We start from the raw sequence: 15,110 nt of genomic DNA on the forward strand, positions 1-15,110 counted from the left end.
GAACACTCGCTCATACTGTATGAGCGAGTGTTCATTCTGGGGAGGGATATGGAGACGCGGGAGTTCGTGTGGACGCGGGGGCATGTGGTGGCCTTGGTCGCGTTGTGCTTGGCACAAGTGCTGGACGCCGTCGACAGCACGGTGGTGAACGTGGCGTTACCCGCCATCAAGGATGAGCTGGCCTTCTCGGCGGCTGATCTGTCCTGGGTGGTGAACGCGTACATGGTGCCTTTTGGAGGTTTTCTGTTGCTCGGCGGGAGGCTGGGCGATCTGCTCGGCCACCGGCGGGTCCTGGTGGGCGGCATCACGCTGTTCACCGGGGCGTCGCTGGTGGCCGGACTGGCGCCGAGCGCCGGCGTGCTGGTCGGGGGCCGGGCCGTTCAGGGGCTGGCGGCCGCGCTGGTCGCGCCGATGACCCTGGCCATGATCACCTTGATCTTCCCCGAGGGGCGGCCGCGCAGCCGCGCCCTGGCGGTGTGGGGGACGGCCACGGCGGTGAGCAGCGCGCTGGGGCTGGTCGCGGGCGGGCTGCTCGCCGACGGGCCGGGCTGGCGGTGGATCTTCTTCATCAACGTGCCGATCGGCGTGCTGCTGGTGGTGGTGGCGGGCCGTGTTCTGCCCGCGCGTCGCGAGCCGCAGCCGGGGCGGGGGTTCGATGTCGTGGGGGCGGTGACCGTCACCGTGGGGGTCGGGCTGCTGATCTACGCGGTGCTACGCGCGGAATGGGGGCTCCTGCTCGTCGGGGCGGCGCTGCTGGGCTACTTCGCCGTCCACGAGAACGCCGTCGCGCGGCGGCCGCTCATAGATTTCGGGTTGTTCCGTATCCGCTCCGTGGCAGGGGCCAACCTGATCCAAGTGGTACGGGCCAGCGCGTTGTTCGGCCTGTTCTACCTGGCCACCTTGTTCATGCAGGAGGTGCTCGGGTTTTCGGCGCTGGTGACGGGTCTGGCGTACGTGCCGATGACCGTCGTCATGGTCGGCGCCTCGTGGCTCGGCCCGTTGCTGGTCCGCCGTCTGGGCGCGCGGCCGGTCCTGGCGTTCGGCGCGCTGGTCGCCGCCGCCGGCCTGCTGCCGCTGGCCTGGATCTCGCCGGAGGCCGGGCTGCTCGTGAGCCTGATCGTGCCCATGGTGGTCGTGGGCGCCGGACACGGGATCATGGTCGTGCCGCTCACCGATGCCGCGCTGTCCGGCGTGCCGTCGTCCGAGAGTGGTGTGGCCGCCGCGGTGCTCAACGTCAGTGCTCAGCTCGACGGCGCGCTCGGGCTGGCGGTCCTGGCGACCGCGGCCGCCGCCCGTACCGATGATCGGCTCGAGGCGGGTACGCCGCTGAGCACGGCGCTCACCGACGGGTACGGCCTCGCCTTCGTCATGTCCGCTGTCCTGATGGCGCTGTGTGCCGCCCTCGCGATCACGTTCTTCCACGGCGGAAAGGATCCAGCGGTATGAAAGGGGCCGAGCGTTCAGTGGCCGTGGTGGTACTGGTGCATCACCGCATGGCCCTTGCCCCGGCCGATCAGCCACTTGTTCACCGGCGTCGTCAGCAGGAAGGCCACCAGCAATGATCCGGCCAGCGCCACCCAGAACAGCCAATTGGCCAGGCCCGCGTCCATGGCGCCGGGCACGATCAGCATCACCGCGTTGTCCAGGACCTCCATCACCGCGATGGAGACGGTGTCGGCGGCCAGCGCGACCTTCAGCGCCGTACGGAAGTCGACTCCGGCACGCAGCACGCCGCGCATGGTCAGCGCGTAGCCGAACACGAACGCCAGCGCCACGGACAGCACCACTGTGGTGAGGTTGGACAGGCCGGCGGCGGTGCCGATGACCATGCCCAGCACCTCGCCGATCGCGCAGCCCGTCAGGCAGTGCAGGGTCGCCTGCGCGGCCATGCCCCAAGTGGCGGCGGGCGGGGTGGACGGCTGGTGCTCAGTGTGGGTCTGTCCGGGGCTCTCGTGGTGGTGACTGCTGTGGCTCATGATGATCCTCCGTAGTGGCAACGCGCATTCCTCGCACGGCACGGAGTCTACTAGGGGAGATCGTAGATCAAAGAATGAAGAGCGAATGGCAGTGATGGGCGAGGAAGGAGCTGACGCCGGGCACCAGTGCCACCATCGCGGGCCCGCCCAGCAGTACGGCGACCGCCGCCAGCCCGGCCAGGCGTTCTCGGCGGCGGAGCGGCGCCTCGGGGTTGAGCATGCGGCGTACCCGGGTGAGTGCCGTCTCGCCGCCCGCGCCCAGCGTGAAGGCGGGCGCTCGGCCGGTGGCCAGGCGGACCAGCGCGGCGGCGATCTGCGCGCGGGGGTGGCGGCGGGCGGCGACGTCGTCGGCCAGTAGCTCGATCAGCCGGGTGATCTCCGTCCTGGCCCGCTCGAACAGCGGGACGCCGGGAAACGCCCTGGCCAGGGCTTCGGCGGCGGCCAGCACGAGGTGATGGCGGCCGCGGAGATGCGCACGCTCGTGCTCCAGGACCGCGGTGACCTGCTCGGGCGCCAGGGTGTGCAGCGCACCCGTGGTGATGACCATCTTGGCGCGCCTGCCGGGCACGCAGTACGCCAGTCGCTCGTCGTAGTCGATCACCACCGCGCCCAGGTCATTGTCATGCCGGCCCAGGAGGTCGAGCATGGCCGCGTGCTCACGGCGTTCGACATGGGCTCTGAGTAGCACCGCCGCGCCACAGTAGGCGGCCCTGGCCAGGAGCAGGGCAGCCGCCGACAGCCCCACGGCGCTCGTCCACGTCAGGCCGGAACCGTCGCTCAGCATGTCGGCGCAGATCGCGAACAGCTCCGCCAAGCCGTGCCCGACGACGTCCGCGGGCACGGCGAAGGCCAGCGCGGCCAGCACCGCCGAGGCGACCACCGACACGCCGGCCGCCTGCCACAACACGATCGCCAGCCGCGGCGCCCGCTCGGCCCAGCGCGCCGCCCGCCGCCCCAGCTCGGGCAGCCAGATGGCGGCGACGATCGTGTAGAGCACCAGGACGATGGCGGCGATCATGCCGGCCTTCCGCGGGGCGGGAACACCTGCAACGCCGCCTCCAGCGCCGCGGCCTCCTCTGGCGTGAGCTGCTCCAGGAAGTGCACGAGCGTGGCGGCCTGGTTGCCGCTGCCCGCCAGCGCGCTGCGCATCAGGCCGGCGGTATAGGCCTCCTTCGACGCCACCGTCTCGTAGACGTAGGCCCGGCCGACGGGCCGGCGCTTGAGCAGGCCCTTGGTGTGCAGGTTGTCCATCACGGTCATCACCGTGGTGTACGCGATCACCCGCTCCTGACGCAGACCCTCCAGCACGTCGCGTACGGAAGCCGGTCGGCGCCGCGCCCACAACCAATCCATGATCGTGGATTCGAGCTCACCCAGGCCTCGTATCATGCACTGATCCTACCGGCGATCGTAGTCATACCGCTCGCCGGCGCTAGCGAGTCTCGGTCGCGCCGAAGGCGAGCCACCCCAGGTCGCCGAAGCCCGCCGCCTCGGCGACCGCGGCGGAGGCGTGGTTCGCGGGATCATGCATGTAGGTGGGGACCGCGCCTTCGTCCAGCACCCGCCGGGCTGCCTGGGCGACGAGCCTGCGCGCCAGGCCACGGTCGCGTGCTTGGGGGGCGGTCACGACGGCGAGTTCGTGCCCGTGGGCGTCGTGTCGTTTGATCCCCACCCCCGCCAGGTGTTCTCCGGTTGCCGGATCGGTGGCGATCAGGACGTCCCCGCCAAAAGGCCGCAGCCAGTCGGGGGTCTCCGGGGAATCTGCGGGCACCCAGACGCCTGCGTCAGGGAAAGGCGGTGGGTGTGTGGTCCACCGATAGACGGCGGTGAACCAGCCGCGCTCGGGAAAGCCGACCAGGCCGGGGATCCGTGGTCCCAATGCGGTGAGGTCCTTGTCGTCCTTGGCGTACTGCTCGGCCACGGTCGCGGCGTGCTCGGCCGGGACCGACAACACGCCGCCCTCCGGGCTTGCGACTCCCATGACCGGGTGGATCTTGCCGTCCCATCCTGGGCTGGTGCGCTTGGGCGTGCCGATGATGTCCAGCCCGCTCGTGGCAGGCCAGCCGCCAAGCCAGCAGGACAGGTGCTCCATGAGCCGTCGTTCCATCGCCTTCCCCTTCATACATTAGGGGGGTAGGGTATCCGAGAATCTTTAGGAGGACATATGCGACGGTTGGCCCCCCTCGATCCCGCTGAGGCGCCGGAAAAATCTAGAGAGCTGCTGAACGACATCATCGCCAGGAGGGGCGGCGTGGGCGACATGGTCGCCACCATGGCCCACTCACCCGCGCTGCTGCAGGGATACCTGGACCTCTCGCGAGCCATGAAGCGCGTCAAGCTGCCGCGCGCGCTCAGCGAGAAGATCTCGCTCGCCGTACAGGAATGGATCGGCTGCGGCCACTGCCTTCAGGCCCATGCCGAGGGCGGGCGCGCGGCGGGGCTCAGCGAGAGCGACATCGCGCTGGCCCGGCAGGGCACGTCCACCGACGCCAGGGAGGCGGCGCTCATCGCCCTGGCCGTACGCGTGCTGGCCGAGCCGTCGGCCATCACGGATGAGGACGTCGCGGAGGTGCGGGCGCATGGCTGGAGCGACCGGATCGTGGCGGAGATCGTGGGCGTCGTCGCCCTCAATCTCCTGACCGGCGCTTTCAACCTCCTGGTGGGCTTGGAGCCGGCAGAAGAGACCGCGTAGCTCGCCTGACGGGTGAGGCCGGGCTCGCAGCCGCTTGGCGGACCGGGGCGGCATGGCGGCCTCCTACAGTGGATATTTGTGCTTTATGGAAGATCTGTGGAGATCAGCGCACTCGACGAGGTGATCGCGCGGGCCCGTGTTGGCGTCGGGAGTGCGGTGGTGTTGCGCGGCAAGGCGGGGGCGGGCAAGACCGCCCTGCTTGACGCGGCGGCCGCGCGCGATGGCGGGATGCGGGTGTTGCGGACCACTGGCGTTGAGTCGGAGTCCGACCTCGCGTTCGCGGCGCTGCACCAGGTGCTGTGGCCGGTGACCGGCTCGCTGGACGCGCTGCCCGAGCCGCAGCGCGTGGCTGTGAGCGCGGCTCTGGGGCTTGCCGCGGGCAGTGTCGGCGATCGGTTCCTGGTGGGGGCCGGCGTGCTCTCGCTGCTGGCCGAGGCCGCCGCGCCGGACGGGCTGATCTGCGTGGTCGACGACTTCCAGTGGGTGGACCGGGCGTCGGCCGACGCGCTGCTGTTCGCCGCCAGGCGGTTGGGGACGGAACGGATCGCGATGTTGTTCGCCGTGCGCGGGGACGCCGCTGTCAAGGGTGTGCCGCTGACGATGGACGTGCGCGGCCTGTCCGAGTCCGCCGCGGCCGAGTTGCTGGAGTCCCGCTGTGGTGTGCTGCCCGCCCAGGTGGCACGCGAGCTTGTCACGTTGACCCGCGCGAACCCGCTCGCCCTGGGCGAGGTCGCCGCTCGCCTGACGCGCGCGCAGCTCGCCGGGCGCGAACCGCTGCCCGACCCGCTGCCCGGTGGTGCCCGCCTTTTCGGTGATCAGGTGGCCGCGCTGTCCGCCCCCGCCCGGCTGGTCGCCCTGGCCGCCGCCGTCGAGGCCGGCCTCGACCTGGTCCTGCGCGCCACCGACCGGCTGTTCGCCGAGCAGGCGATACGGCCCGGTACGAGCACGCGGGTGGCGTTGGCCGAGCTGGAGGAGTCCGGACTGGCCGGGGTGTCGGGCACGAGCGTGCGTTTCCGTCATCCGCTCATCCGATCCGCCGTGTACGAGGCGGCCGCCCCCGCCGACGTCCGCCGCGTGCACGCCGTTCTCGCGGAGCTGGCCTCGGATGACCGCCGCGCCTGGCACCTGGCCGAAGCGGCCCTGGGCCAGGACGAGCAGGTCGCCGCCGCGCTGGTGGCCGCCGCGGAGCGGGCGCGTGACCGTGGCGGGTACGGCGCCGCCGCCACCGCCCTGGCCAGGGCCGCCGAGTTGACCCCCGAGCCGCGCGCCCGTGCCGTCCGCCTGAAGGACGCCGCCGTCGCGGCCTGGCTCGGCGGCCGCCCGGGACAGGCGGAGTCGCTGCTGGCCGAGGCGCGCGAACGGGCCGACGGGGACGCCATGCTCGCCATGGAGATCGCCCAGCTCCGGGGCCGGTTCGAGCTGAACTCGGGCAACGCCGCCGAAGCCGTACGGATCCTGGCGGCGGGTGAGAGCCTGGACATGCTGGCCGATGCCGTGGAGGCGGCCTCGTACGTCGGCGACACGGCGGCCATCGCCGAGCTCGGCCGGCGGGCCGCGGCGCATCCTGAGGGCTTCCTGCGGGACACGGTGGCCGGGATCGGCCTGACGCTGGACGGCGACGCCGCCGGGCCGGGCCTGCTGCGGCGGGCGCTGGCCCGGGTCGGTGAGCTGGAGGACGCGGCGGAGTACCTGTGGGCGGCGGCCGCGGCCAGCTACCTGGGCGAGGGAGACCTGGCCGCCGAGATGGCCGGTCGGGCCGGGCGGGTGGCCAGAGTGTCGGGGATGAGCGGCCAGCTGCCGGTCGTGCTGGAGTTCGTGGCGACGGCCGAGCGGATCGCGGGGCGGCTGGCGCGCAGCCAGGCCGTCTCCGAGGAGGGCCTGGAGCTGGCTCGTGAGGCCGGGTACGAGAACACGGTGGCCGCGCACCTGGCCAACCTGGCGGTGGTGGCGGCGCTGCGGGGCGAGGAGGAGCCCTGCGAGCGGCAGGCCCGCGAGGCGCTGGCCATCGCTGTTCCGCACCGGGTCGGGTTGCGCGCGGGCGTCGCGTCGTACGCGCTGGCGCTGCTCGACCTGTGCCTGGGCCGGTTCGCGGCGGCGCACGACCGGTTCGCGGCCATCACCGCGGCAGGGCCGGGCGCCGGGCATCCGACCGTGGTGTGGCGGACGGCCCCGGACCGCGTCGAGGCCGCCGTGGGCGCGGGCGACGAGGCGGGCGCCCGGGCGGTGCTGACCGCGTACGAGCAGTGGTCGACGCACGCCGCTACGGCCGAGTCGCACGCCCTGCTGGCCCGTTGCCGGGGCCTGGTCGAGTCGTCCGAGGACGCCTTCGGCGAGGCGCTGCGGCTGCACACCAACTCGTTCGAGGCGGCCAGGACTGCTCTGCTGCTGGGTGAGCGCCTGCGCCGGACGCAGCGGCCGGGCGAGGCGCGGGCGCATCTGCGGACGGCGTGGGAGACCTTCGAACGGGCGGGCGCCCGGCCGTGGGCGCGGCGCGCGCAGGAGGAGTTGCGGGCGGCGGGGGAGAGCGGGCAGGCCCCGCCCGCGGCCGTGTTCGACGCGCTGACCCCGCAGGAGCTGCGTATCGCGGGACTGGTCGCCGATGGGTTGTCGAGCAAGCAGATCGCCGCCCAGCTCTTCCTGAGCCCGCGCACGGTCGAGTATCACCTGTACAAGATCTATCCGAAGCTGGGCATCGGCTCCCGTACGGATCTGGCGCGGCTGGTAGTTCTGCAGAAGGCGCCCGTTGGCGGCGGCGTGCAGTGAGGCAGGCGGCAGTCCTGGGCCTATGCCAGCGGAATGGACCTCCCCTGATCACCGGCCTGGCGTGGGCCGAAGATGCGGCGCTCCTCGGCGGTGATCCGGAGGTCGTTGATGCTCGCCTCGCGCCGTCGCATCAGCCCATCGGCGTCGAACTCCCAGAGCTCGTTGCCATAGCTGCGCCACCATCGCCCGTCGGCGTCGTGGCACTCGTACTGGAAACGGACGGCGATCCGGTCGCCGGTGAACGCCCAGAGGTCCTTGCGGAGCGCGTAGTCGAGTTCCTTGGCCCACTTGCGGGTCAGGAACGCGATGATCTCCGCTCGGCCGGTGACGAACTCGTCGCGATTGCGCCAGGTCGAGTCCGGCGTGTAGGCGAGTGCCACGCGCTCCGGATCGCGGGTGTTCCAGGCGTCCTCAGCGGCCTGCACCTTGGCGTGCGCGGTCTCGGCGGTGAAGGGCGGGAAGGGTGGACGGGTCATTTGTGCTCCTTGGTCAGCAGGTCACGGTAGGTGGGTGTTCCAGTGCCCTACCCCGATCAGCTACCCGAGTCAGTTCCCGTCCAGGTAGATCGCCTGTACGGGGCAGGCGCGGGCCGCCTCCTCGATGGCGGGCCCATGGGCGTCGGCGGGCATGGCGTCGTACACCAGCTCGTCATCGTTGCTGAGGGCGAAGACGTCCGGGGCGGCGAACACGCACTGGGCGTGGGTCTGGCACAGGGCCATGTCGACACGGACGCGCATGGGTCTCTTTCAGATGCGGGACGTTCAGGCGGGATTGAACCTGGAGTACTTGTCGAAGGACCATCGCTGGGGGAGGCCCCCGGCGATCTGGATGACTCTTTCGACGTCGAAGTCGATCAGCCGTTGCGCGCCGGGCACCGCGGCCGCCCGCTCCTGGTCCCAGTCGACGCGGGCGCGGCCGGTCAGGTGCAGGGTGTGACCGTTCTCCCAGTCCAGGAACAGCAGCCCGCAGCGCGGCTCGAGCTCAAGGTTGCCCAACGTCATGTACATCGAGTTGCCGACGTAGTCGGGCCAGGTCAGCCGGCGGCTTCCGGTCACTGCGACGAAGCCGGGGTTGCCGCCGCGGTGTGAGGCGTCGGCCCCGAGCCCCGCCGCATAAGTGCCGATGAAGAACGTGTCGGCCGCGGCGATCCACTGCTGTTGACCGGTGGTGAGCTCGCCGGTGACGAATGCTGTCCTGCGTGCGGAGGGTGAGTCGTCGATGTAGGCGCGGGTTTGAAGGTATTTCGGGCAGTTGGAGTACACCTGTTCGGTGCGTACCAGGAGCTGATCTCCGTGCCGGCGGGCGCGGCCGTTGACCCGCATCCGTCTCCGGGTGGCCGGCTCGATCATGAGCATGCCCACCGGCCGCTCGGTGTCGAAGAGGTCCGCCAGCGGATCGCCGGTGCCGGGAAGCCGGTCGGCGATGACGGTACGGTCGTCGGGGGCGGTGGCGAAGCCGGGCGGGCCGGTGAGCACGCCGGCCCAGGCCGCGCCGGTGTCGTCGGCGGTCGCGAGCACCATCAGGCGCTGCCGGCTGAGGAACTCCGCCGCCACTGACGGGATGGTCGCCCGCACGCCGGCTGATCCCAAGCCGTCGGTGCTCAGACCGGCGCGGCGCTGTACTGCGTGTTCCCCTTGGTGAAGCATGAGGGATCCCTTTCCGGCGCGGGCGCCTCTTTTAGAAGAAGCCGCAGGTCGGTGCGCCCGGCGTGGGCGCGGGCGCGGTGTCGGCGCCGCTCAGCGCATAGATCTCCAGGCGGATGCCGTCCGGGTCGGCGAAGAAGACACCTCCGGACGACGAGCCCTCGCCGTGCGGAACGATCCCGTCATAGGCCGGCTGTACGCCGAGCTCCCGCAAGGTGGCCTCGGCGCGACGAACCGCCTCGATGTCGGGCGCCTGGAACGACAGGTGGTGCAGGCCGGGCCGGTCGGTGGCGAACGTACCGCCGCTCTGCTGCCACAACGTGACCAGCAGGGTGCCGTCGCGGCCGAGGAGGGCGAATCTGCGGTCGCCGTCGGTCCGCTCGCTCATGACCTCGAAGTCGAAGACCTGGCGGTAGAAGGCGATGGAACGCGGCAAGTCGGTCACGTTCAGGCCGACGTGCCCGGTCTGCAGGGCCAGTGTGCTCATACGGGATCTCCAGTGTGAAGGTATCGTTCTCACGGTTCACCGCTCGGTGAACCATTAGAATATGGCGCGTAGTTTGTAACGGTGTCAAGCTGGAGATAGCGTTAGAAGAGTGGAAGTGGCACACCTCGCGGATGGCGGCGCTCCGTTCCTCGGTGGACCGCCGTCCATCGAACTCGGCAACACCACGTACGCGGTGAGAGGCCGCCGCAAGGATGGCTTGCGGAGCGTCGAGCATCTGGCGGCCTGGCTGCGCGACATGCGCCCACGCCTCGCGGTCGCACTCGCCGATGCCGACATTCAGGGTGTGACCGACGGTGATCTGCGCCTCGCCAGAGAGCTCCGAGACGCTGTCCGAGCCCTCGCCGCCGCGGCCGTGAACGACCGTGAGCCCGAGCCGGACGTCGTCGCGACCCTCAATCGTCACGCGGGGCTGACCCCGCGCTGGCGCGAGTTGCGCACCACCCCTGAGCCGCACACGACGGTGCGCGCCGCGGGCCGTCCCGTAGCGGCTGCCCTCGCCGCACTGGCCGAAGACGCCATCGACCTGTTCGCCGGGCCACTGCGTGAGCAGTTGTCCGCCTGTCATGGTCCGGGCTGCGTGCTGTACTTCGTCCGCGACACCGCACGGCGTGAGTGGTGCTCGCCCGGTTGTGGCAACCGGGCGCGAGCCGCCCGTCACTACGCCAAGGTGCGGCAGGGGGCCGAGGGCTGAGGGTCATGACCCTGGGCGCATAGTCGGCCTGGCGTCGATCGAGAAGCCCAACCCGCCACCTGCCTCGACGTCCCGCCCGTTCTGCGATTAACTTGAACACCGATGTTCGAGTTAATGGTTTACTGGAGGGGCCGTGTCCGTTGCCGAAAGCAGTGGTCGATCCATGCCGGACGATGCGGCCGGAGTGGTCGTGGAGACGGCCTTGGCCCGCTTTCACTACGCGCGAGCCGGAAACGGTCCGCCTGTCCTCCTGCTGCCGGGAGCCGGCGGCTGGCGGTTCACCTTCCAGGACCTGATCCCGGTCCTCTCCCAGCGCCACACCGTCTATGCCCTGGACCCGCCCGGGCAGGGCGCCACAGAGATCCTCGACCGCGGTCTCTCCCTGGGGGTGGATGGAGTGGTGCGTCTCATCGGGGACTTTCTCGATGCTGTCGGCCTCGGGCGAACGGCGATCGTCGGTCATTCCTGGGGCGGCGGCTTCGCCCTGCGCTTCGCCGAACTCCACCCGGACACCGTGACCCGCCTGGCCCTGATCGCTCCCGGCGGCCTGGATGTCAAGGACGCGTGGGAATTCCGCCTCGCCCGGCTTCCGGTCGTCGGCGAACTGGTCCTTCGCCGGTTGCTGCGGCCCTCGATCCGGCACATGCTGATCAAATCCTTCGCCCATCGAGACCGTGTTCCCGAAGACCGGATCGACGACCTCGTACGCACGATGCGATCGTCCCGGCTCGACGACGTCCTGCGGGTGGAACGCTCGGTGAGCTGGGCGGCCACCGAAAGGGACCTCCATCTGGTACGAGCCCCCGTCCTGCTGCTGTGGGGCGACCGGGACCGCTACTTCCCGGCGAGCCTTGCCAGGCGGTTCGTCACACGCCTGCCCCAGGCCGAAGTCCGCACCGTGCCGGGCGGCGGACACTCACTCCACGACGACTGCCCCGAGGAGACCCGCGGACTGCTCGTCCGATTCCTGGCGGGTACGACCGCAGACGCCGCTGGGCCGGGCCGTTGAGGTGCTCGTGACGTAGGGAGTGTTCGACGTAGAGAGTGCTCACAGTGCTTGTTCTACGGCGTCCTGCCCCCTCAACTGCTCGGCGAGTTGGGCGATGTCGTCGGCATCGACCGTCTGGTAGAGGCCGTGATCCACCTCGTACAGCGATAGGTGTCGGCCGTTTCGAGTTGCCCAGAGGCGTCCTGCGGAACTGCGCCAAATGCGCCAACCAGGAAAAGTCTCCTGGAGGTCTTCGAGAATTACCGGCGTGAACATGTGGTCAGCGTGCTTACTGAAGAGCGACGAACCAACCGCGTTATTTAGACGTCCAGGACGTTATGGCGTTACGCTCAAAACGTCCCTGGCGTCCTCCACCCCAAGGTGTCCCGTGGCTAACGTCGCCCTACACAGCGCCATGCTGAACGCCCAGGTCACGAACCAGAATTTGGCCGACCGGTGTGGCGTGGACGTCAAGACGGTGGAACGCTGGCTGCAGGACGAGACTCGTGTCCCGCACCTGCGGCACCAGTGGGCCGCCGCAGAGGCACTAGGAGTTGAGACAGCCGTGCTATGGCCAGACGCAATTCGCAATGCGGTGAAAATGGGGCCGGACAAGGAAGTCTTGACCACTTATCCGTATCGTTCGGCATGCCCGACATCAATTTGGCGCGACCTCATCAACTCTGCGCGAAATGAGATCGTGTTCGCCGGTTACACGAACTACTTCCTCTGGCTGGAACACCCGAACCTGGCAAAGGTCCTCAAACGGAAGGCTCAGCAGGGCTGCAAGATCCAGTTTCTCGTCGGCGACCCGGAGAGCGACGTCACGCGCAGCCGTGAGGAAGTGGAGAACGTCCCGTTGACCGTCTCCACGCGTATCCGGATCACGCTGTCGGAGATCAAGCAGCTGCGCGACGTTCCCGGGATCGAGGCGCGGTACGGGGACGCGCACATCGCCATGAGCGTGTTCCGGTTCGACTCGGACATGCTCGTCACGCCTCATCTGGCCAAGCTGGTCGGGCATGACTCGCCCATGCTGCACCTGAGGCGGTGCCAGGACGACGGCCTGTTCGACCGGTTCGCCTACCATGCCGCCGAGCTGTGGAGCAACGGCCGTGACATGTGGCAGCAGCCCCAGCCCACGGCCCAGATTCTGGGCGACTGACGGAGTGACGATCGGCCCGGACGGTGCCTCGCCGCTCCCGTACGGGGCCGCAGGTCGTCGGCGTGCGGTCAGTGGGTGTCGAGCCAGCCGAGCCGGGCCGCTCGGACGCCTGCTTGGAAGCGGCTGCCCGCGCCCAGCAGCACCGTCAGCTCGCCCACCACGCGGGTGACGGTACGGGTGGAGACGCCCATGCTGCGGGCGATGGCGGAGTCCTTCACGCCGGCGGCCAGCATGCGCAGCACCGCCTGCTGCTGTTCGGTGAGTGAGGAGCCGTCGGCGGAGCGGGGCACGTCCTCGGGCTCGGAGGCGGTCGTCCAGCAGTAGTCGTAGATCGCCGCGAGGGATTTCACCACGCCGGCGCCTCGGATCAGGACAGTGCCGGCGTTGAGGTCTGCAGGGTCGGTCTGGACGACGGCGGTCGTACGGTCGTAGATGACCATGCGTGTGGGGATCACCGGGGTGACCCGTATCTCAATGCCCAGCTCCCGCCACCGCACCGTGTACTCGCGGATCAGCGGGTTCGACATGGCGATCTGGGCGTGCAGACTCCGCACCCGTACGCCGTTGCGGATGTTCGCCTCGCTGCGCGCCAGGCCCGCGTCGAGAGATTCACGCGTCCAGACAGCGATCGGATGCATGCCGAGCACCTCGTGTTCGGCCAGTTCGGACAGCTCGCTGAGCCGGTCGTGCAGTTGCCGGCGGTGGTCGGGCCATGGGAAATACTCAATGTTGGCGTGGTTGTCCGTCCGCTCGGGCAGGCCGAGGTAGTGCTTGGCCAGTTTGGCGATCTTGACGTGCTGCTCGACGAGGTCGTCGAGCATGCGATGGCTGCCTTGCAGGCTGCGATTGAGCGCGGCGGTCAGGTCGGCGGCGGCCTGTGTCTCCGGGTTCAGCAGGTGGAGCCGGGTGAGCTCGTCGCGGGCCCGATCGATGTCCGCCACTGTCAGGCCCAGCTTCGCCGCGGCCTCGGAAAGCGACTCGCCTCCCTGGCGCATGCGGGCGTACAGAGAGCGCGCAACGTCGTCGTCCCCGGAAAATGCCCCGCTGCCCACCCGGCTCCCTCCGTGTTGGATCAATCCTGCACATTGGCATATCAGCCCCTTTGTCGGCAAAGAGTTTCTTATTTCCGCCATGTCCTACTTCGGAATCTCTCGCACCCTCCACAAGCACCCTGGCCTGCAGCACGATCGGGGAGTGAGGCGAAACATCATCGCCGCGAACGAGGAGGAATCCCATTGATCACCGTTGCGTACAGCCTTGTCGCCTATCGTGTCGCCGGCCTGACGCCGGAGACGTGCGCGCACTGCCTTGGCGCCGTCAAGGCGGAGCTCATCCAGGTGCCGGGAGTTGTGGGGGTGGACGTCGATCCGGCGCAATCTCGGGTGAGCATCCTGACCGACGGTCCCGTGAACGAGCTGGAGGTGCGGGCCGCCATGGAAGCGGCCGGTTGCGACGTCGTGGCAACGTGATGTGCTGCGTGGATTGTCACGTACCCTCGCCCACGTCGCGCAGTGAGCCGAGCGGCGGGAGTCTATGGGCGCAGGAGGACCTTGATGGCGCGGCGTTCGTCCATGGCCTGGTAAGCCTCGGCGGCCTGTTCGAGCGGTAGTTCGAGGTCGAAGACCTTGCCGGGGTCGATCTGGCGGTCCAAGATCAGGTCGACGAACTCGGGCAGATACTGACGGACCGGGGCCGGCCCGCCGTGCAGGTGCACATGGGAGAAGAACAGCTCCTCTCCGGGCAGCGCGACGTCGTGGGCGACGCCCACGAAGCCGACGTGGCCGCCGGGGCGGGTGGAGCGGATGGCCTGCATCATCGACTCCTGAGTGCCGACGGCCTCGATGACCGAGTGGGCGCCGAGGCCGCCGGTGAGTTCCTTGATCATCGCTACGCCCTCGTCGCCGCGTTCGGTGACGATGTCCGTCGCGCCGAAGTCGTGGGCGAGCCGCTGGCGGGACTCGTGGCGGCTCATCGCGATGATCCGCTCCGCGCCGAGCTGCTTGGCGGCCAGCACCGCGAGCAGTCCGACCGCGCCGTCGCCGACGACCACGACCGTCTTGCCAGGGGCGGCCTGCGCGGCGATCGCGCCGAACCAGCCGGTGCCCAGCACATCGGACGCGGCCAGGAGGCTGGGAATGAGATCCGGTGAGGGGACCTCCGGGGTGGCGACGAGTGTGCCGTCGGCGAGCGGTACGCGCAGCCGCTCCGCCTGGGCGCCGAGCGGGCCTATCAGCTCCCGGTGAACGCAGGAGCTCTGGTAGCCGGCCCGGCAGATCTCGCAGGTGTTGTCGGAGGCGAAGAAGGACCCGATCACGAACTGGCCCGGCCGGATCGTCGTGACCCGGCTGCCGACCTCCTCGACGATGCCGACGTACTCGTGACCCATCGGGGACGGTTCCTGGACGGCGTCGATCCCGCGATACGGCCACAGGTCCGACCCGCAGACACAGGTCGCGGGCAGGCGGATGATCGCGTCGGTGGGGGCGAGGATCTTCGGGTCCTCGCGCTCCTCCACCCGGACGTCACGGGGAGCGTGCAGTACGACGCCACGCATCAGGGATCTCCTTGCTGATGATGCGTAGACCAGTGTCGATGCGCTCCAGGCGGATCAGGCGGGGTCACGGGGCCGTTTGACCGTCATCGGCATAGAAGATGGCGATGTCGTTGCGGGGCGACAGCGTACG

18 protein-coding genes are annotated in these 15,110 nt (G+C 69.7%); 7 read left to right on the top strand and 11 right to left on the bottom strand.

The genetic code is table 11. The features are described 5' to 3' along the window. Nucleotides 1–48 precede the first annotated feature (48 nt). Entirely contained in the window at nt 49–1,446 is a 1,398-nt protein-coding gene (locus tag ACGFJ2_RS26665; RefSeq protein ID WP_393472552.1) for an MFS transporter, read from the top strand. 14 nt (nt 1,447–1,460) lie between these two features. On the opposite strand, the gene ACGFJ2_RS26670 is transcribed toward ACGFJ2_RS26665, so the two are convergent. The 4 genes from ACGFJ2_RS26670 to ACGFJ2_RS26685 all read right to left on the bottom strand — a co-directional run bounded on the left by ACGFJ2_RS26670 (nt 1,461) and on the right by ACGFJ2_RS26685 (nt 4,083). Further along, a complete protein-coding gene (locus ACGFJ2_RS26670) occupies nt 1,461–1,976 on the bottom strand; it encodes a DUF4396 domain-containing protein (RefSeq protein ID WP_393472555.1) in 516 nt (171 codons plus the stop codon). Nucleotides 1,977–2,043: 67 nt separating this feature from the next. Then, nucleotides 2,044–2,994: a M56 family metallopeptidase gene (locus ACGFJ2_RS26675; RefSeq protein WP_357945895.1), complete on the bottom strand. Its 951-nt coding sequence runs from the start codon at nt 2,992–2,994 to the stop codon at nt 2,044–2,046. Then, the gene (locus ACGFJ2_RS26680) at nt 2,991–3,365 is read right to left on the bottom strand and encodes a BlaI/MecI/CopY family transcriptional regulator (protein WP_357945898.1); all 375 of its coding nucleotides are present in this window, start codon (nt 3,363–3,365) and stop codon (nt 2,991–2,993) included. Before ACGFJ2_RS26680 ends, ACGFJ2_RS26675 begins: the two co-directional genes overlap by 4 nt. Nucleotides 3,366–3,408: 43 nt before the next feature. Further along, a complete protein-coding gene (locus tag ACGFJ2_RS26685) occupies nt 3,409–4,083 on the bottom strand; it encodes a GNAT family N-acetyltransferase (RefSeq protein ID WP_393472558.1) in 675 nt (224 codons plus the stop codon). 57 nt (nt 4,084–4,140) lie between these two features. Between ACGFJ2_RS26685 and ACGFJ2_RS26690 the strand changes: the two genes are divergently transcribed. Then, entirely contained in the window at nt 4,141–4,668 is a 528-nt protein-coding gene (locus tag ACGFJ2_RS26690; RefSeq protein ID WP_393472561.1) for a carboxymuconolactone decarboxylase family protein, read from the top strand. A gap of 78 nt (nt 4,669–4,746) precedes the next feature. After that, nucleotides 4,747–7,431: a LuxR C-terminal-related transcriptional regulator gene (locus ACGFJ2_RS26695; RefSeq protein WP_393472564.1), complete on the top strand. Its 2,685-nt coding sequence runs from the start codon at nt 4,747–4,749 to the stop codon at nt 7,429–7,431. A 20-nt stretch (nt 7,432–7,451) separates the two neighbouring features. On the opposite strand, the gene ACGFJ2_RS26700 is transcribed toward ACGFJ2_RS26695, so the two are convergent. The 4 genes from ACGFJ2_RS26700 to ACGFJ2_RS26715 form a co-directional block, all read right to left on the bottom strand. After that, entirely contained in the window at nt 7,452–7,907 is a 456-nt protein-coding gene (locus ACGFJ2_RS26700; RefSeq protein WP_393472567.1) for a nuclear transport factor 2 family protein, read from the bottom strand. 69 nt (nt 7,908–7,976) lie between these two features. Beyond that, nucleotides 7,977–8,168 (bottom strand): ferredoxin, encoded by a 192-nt coding sequence (locus tag ACGFJ2_RS26705; protein WP_393472570.1) that lies wholly within the window; start codon nt 8,166–8,168, stop codon nt 7,977–7,979. Between the two features lie 24 nt (nt 8,169–8,192). Then, nucleotides 8,193–9,005, bottom strand: a complete 813-nt coding sequence (locus tag ACGFJ2_RS26710) for a pyridoxamine 5'-phosphate oxidase family protein (protein ID WP_393472573.1) — start codon at nt 9,003–9,005, stop codon at nt 8,193–8,195. Between the two features lie 103 nt (nt 9,006–9,108). Next, nucleotides 9,109–9,561 carry a VOC family protein gene (locus tag ACGFJ2_RS26715; protein ID WP_357945918.1) on the bottom strand — a complete coding sequence of 151 codons (453 nt, stop codon included), beginning with the start codon at nt 9,559–9,561 and terminating at the stop codon, nt 9,109–9,111. Between the two features lie 109 nt (nt 9,562–9,670). Between ACGFJ2_RS26715 and ACGFJ2_RS26720 the strand changes: the two genes are divergently transcribed. Both ACGFJ2_RS26720 and ACGFJ2_RS26725 read left to right on the top strand, forming a co-directional pair. Then, on the top strand, nt 9,671–10,273 hold the full coding sequence (locus tag ACGFJ2_RS26720) for a CGNR zinc finger domain-containing protein (RefSeq protein ID WP_357945921.1): 603 nt from the start codon (nt 9,671–9,673) through the stop codon (nt 10,271–10,273). Nucleotides 10,274–10,436: 163 nt separating this feature from the next. Further along, nucleotides 10,437–11,282 (top strand): alpha/beta fold hydrolase, encoded by an 846-nt coding sequence (locus ACGFJ2_RS26725; RefSeq protein ID WP_393472578.1) that lies wholly within the window; start codon nt 10,437–10,439, stop codon nt 11,280–11,282. A gap of 39 nt (nt 11,283–11,321) precedes the next feature. On the opposite strand, the gene ACGFJ2_RS26730 is transcribed toward ACGFJ2_RS26725, so the two are convergent. Continuing rightward, nucleotides 11,322–11,537 (bottom strand): hypothetical protein, encoded by a 216-nt coding sequence (locus ACGFJ2_RS26730; RefSeq protein ID WP_393472580.1) that lies wholly within the window; start codon nt 11,535–11,537, stop codon nt 11,322–11,324. A 112-nt stretch (nt 11,538–11,649) separates the two neighbouring features. On the opposite strand from ACGFJ2_RS26730, the gene ACGFJ2_RS26735 reads away from it, so the two are divergent. After that, nucleotides 11,650–12,426, top strand: a complete 777-nt coding sequence (locus ACGFJ2_RS26735) for a hypothetical protein (RefSeq protein ID WP_393472583.1) — start codon at nt 11,650–11,652, stop codon at nt 12,424–12,426. A 68-nt stretch (nt 12,427–12,494) separates the two neighbouring features. Here ACGFJ2_RS26735 and ACGFJ2_RS26740 read toward each other — a convergent pair whose 3' ends face one another. Continuing rightward, nucleotides 12,495–13,478: a LuxR C-terminal-related transcriptional regulator gene (locus ACGFJ2_RS26740; protein ID WP_393472586.1), complete on the bottom strand. Its 984-nt coding sequence runs from the start codon at nt 13,476–13,478 to the stop codon at nt 12,495–12,497. Between the two features lie 183 nt (nt 13,479–13,661). Between ACGFJ2_RS26740 and ACGFJ2_RS26745 the strand changes: the two genes are divergently transcribed. Continuing rightward, nucleotides 13,662–13,895, top strand: coding sequence for a cation transporter (locus tag ACGFJ2_RS26745; protein WP_357945936.1), 234 nt, complete (start codon nt 13,662–13,664; stop codon nt 13,893–13,895). 62 nt (nt 13,896–13,957) lie between these two features. Here the strand turns inward: ACGFJ2_RS26745 and ACGFJ2_RS26750 are convergent, their stop codons facing one another. Beyond that, on the bottom strand, nt 13,958–14,980 hold the full coding sequence (locus ACGFJ2_RS26750) for a zinc-dependent alcohol dehydrogenase family protein (protein ID WP_393472589.1): 1,023 nt from the start codon (nt 14,978–14,980) through the stop codon (nt 13,958–13,960). Nucleotides 14,981–15,110 lie beyond the last annotated feature (130 nt).

The sequence above is a fragment of the Nonomuraea sp. NPDC049028 genome, from assembly GCF_043197735.1.
GTDB lineage: Bacteria > Actinomycetota > Actinomycetes > Streptosporangiales > Streptosporangiaceae > Nonomuraea.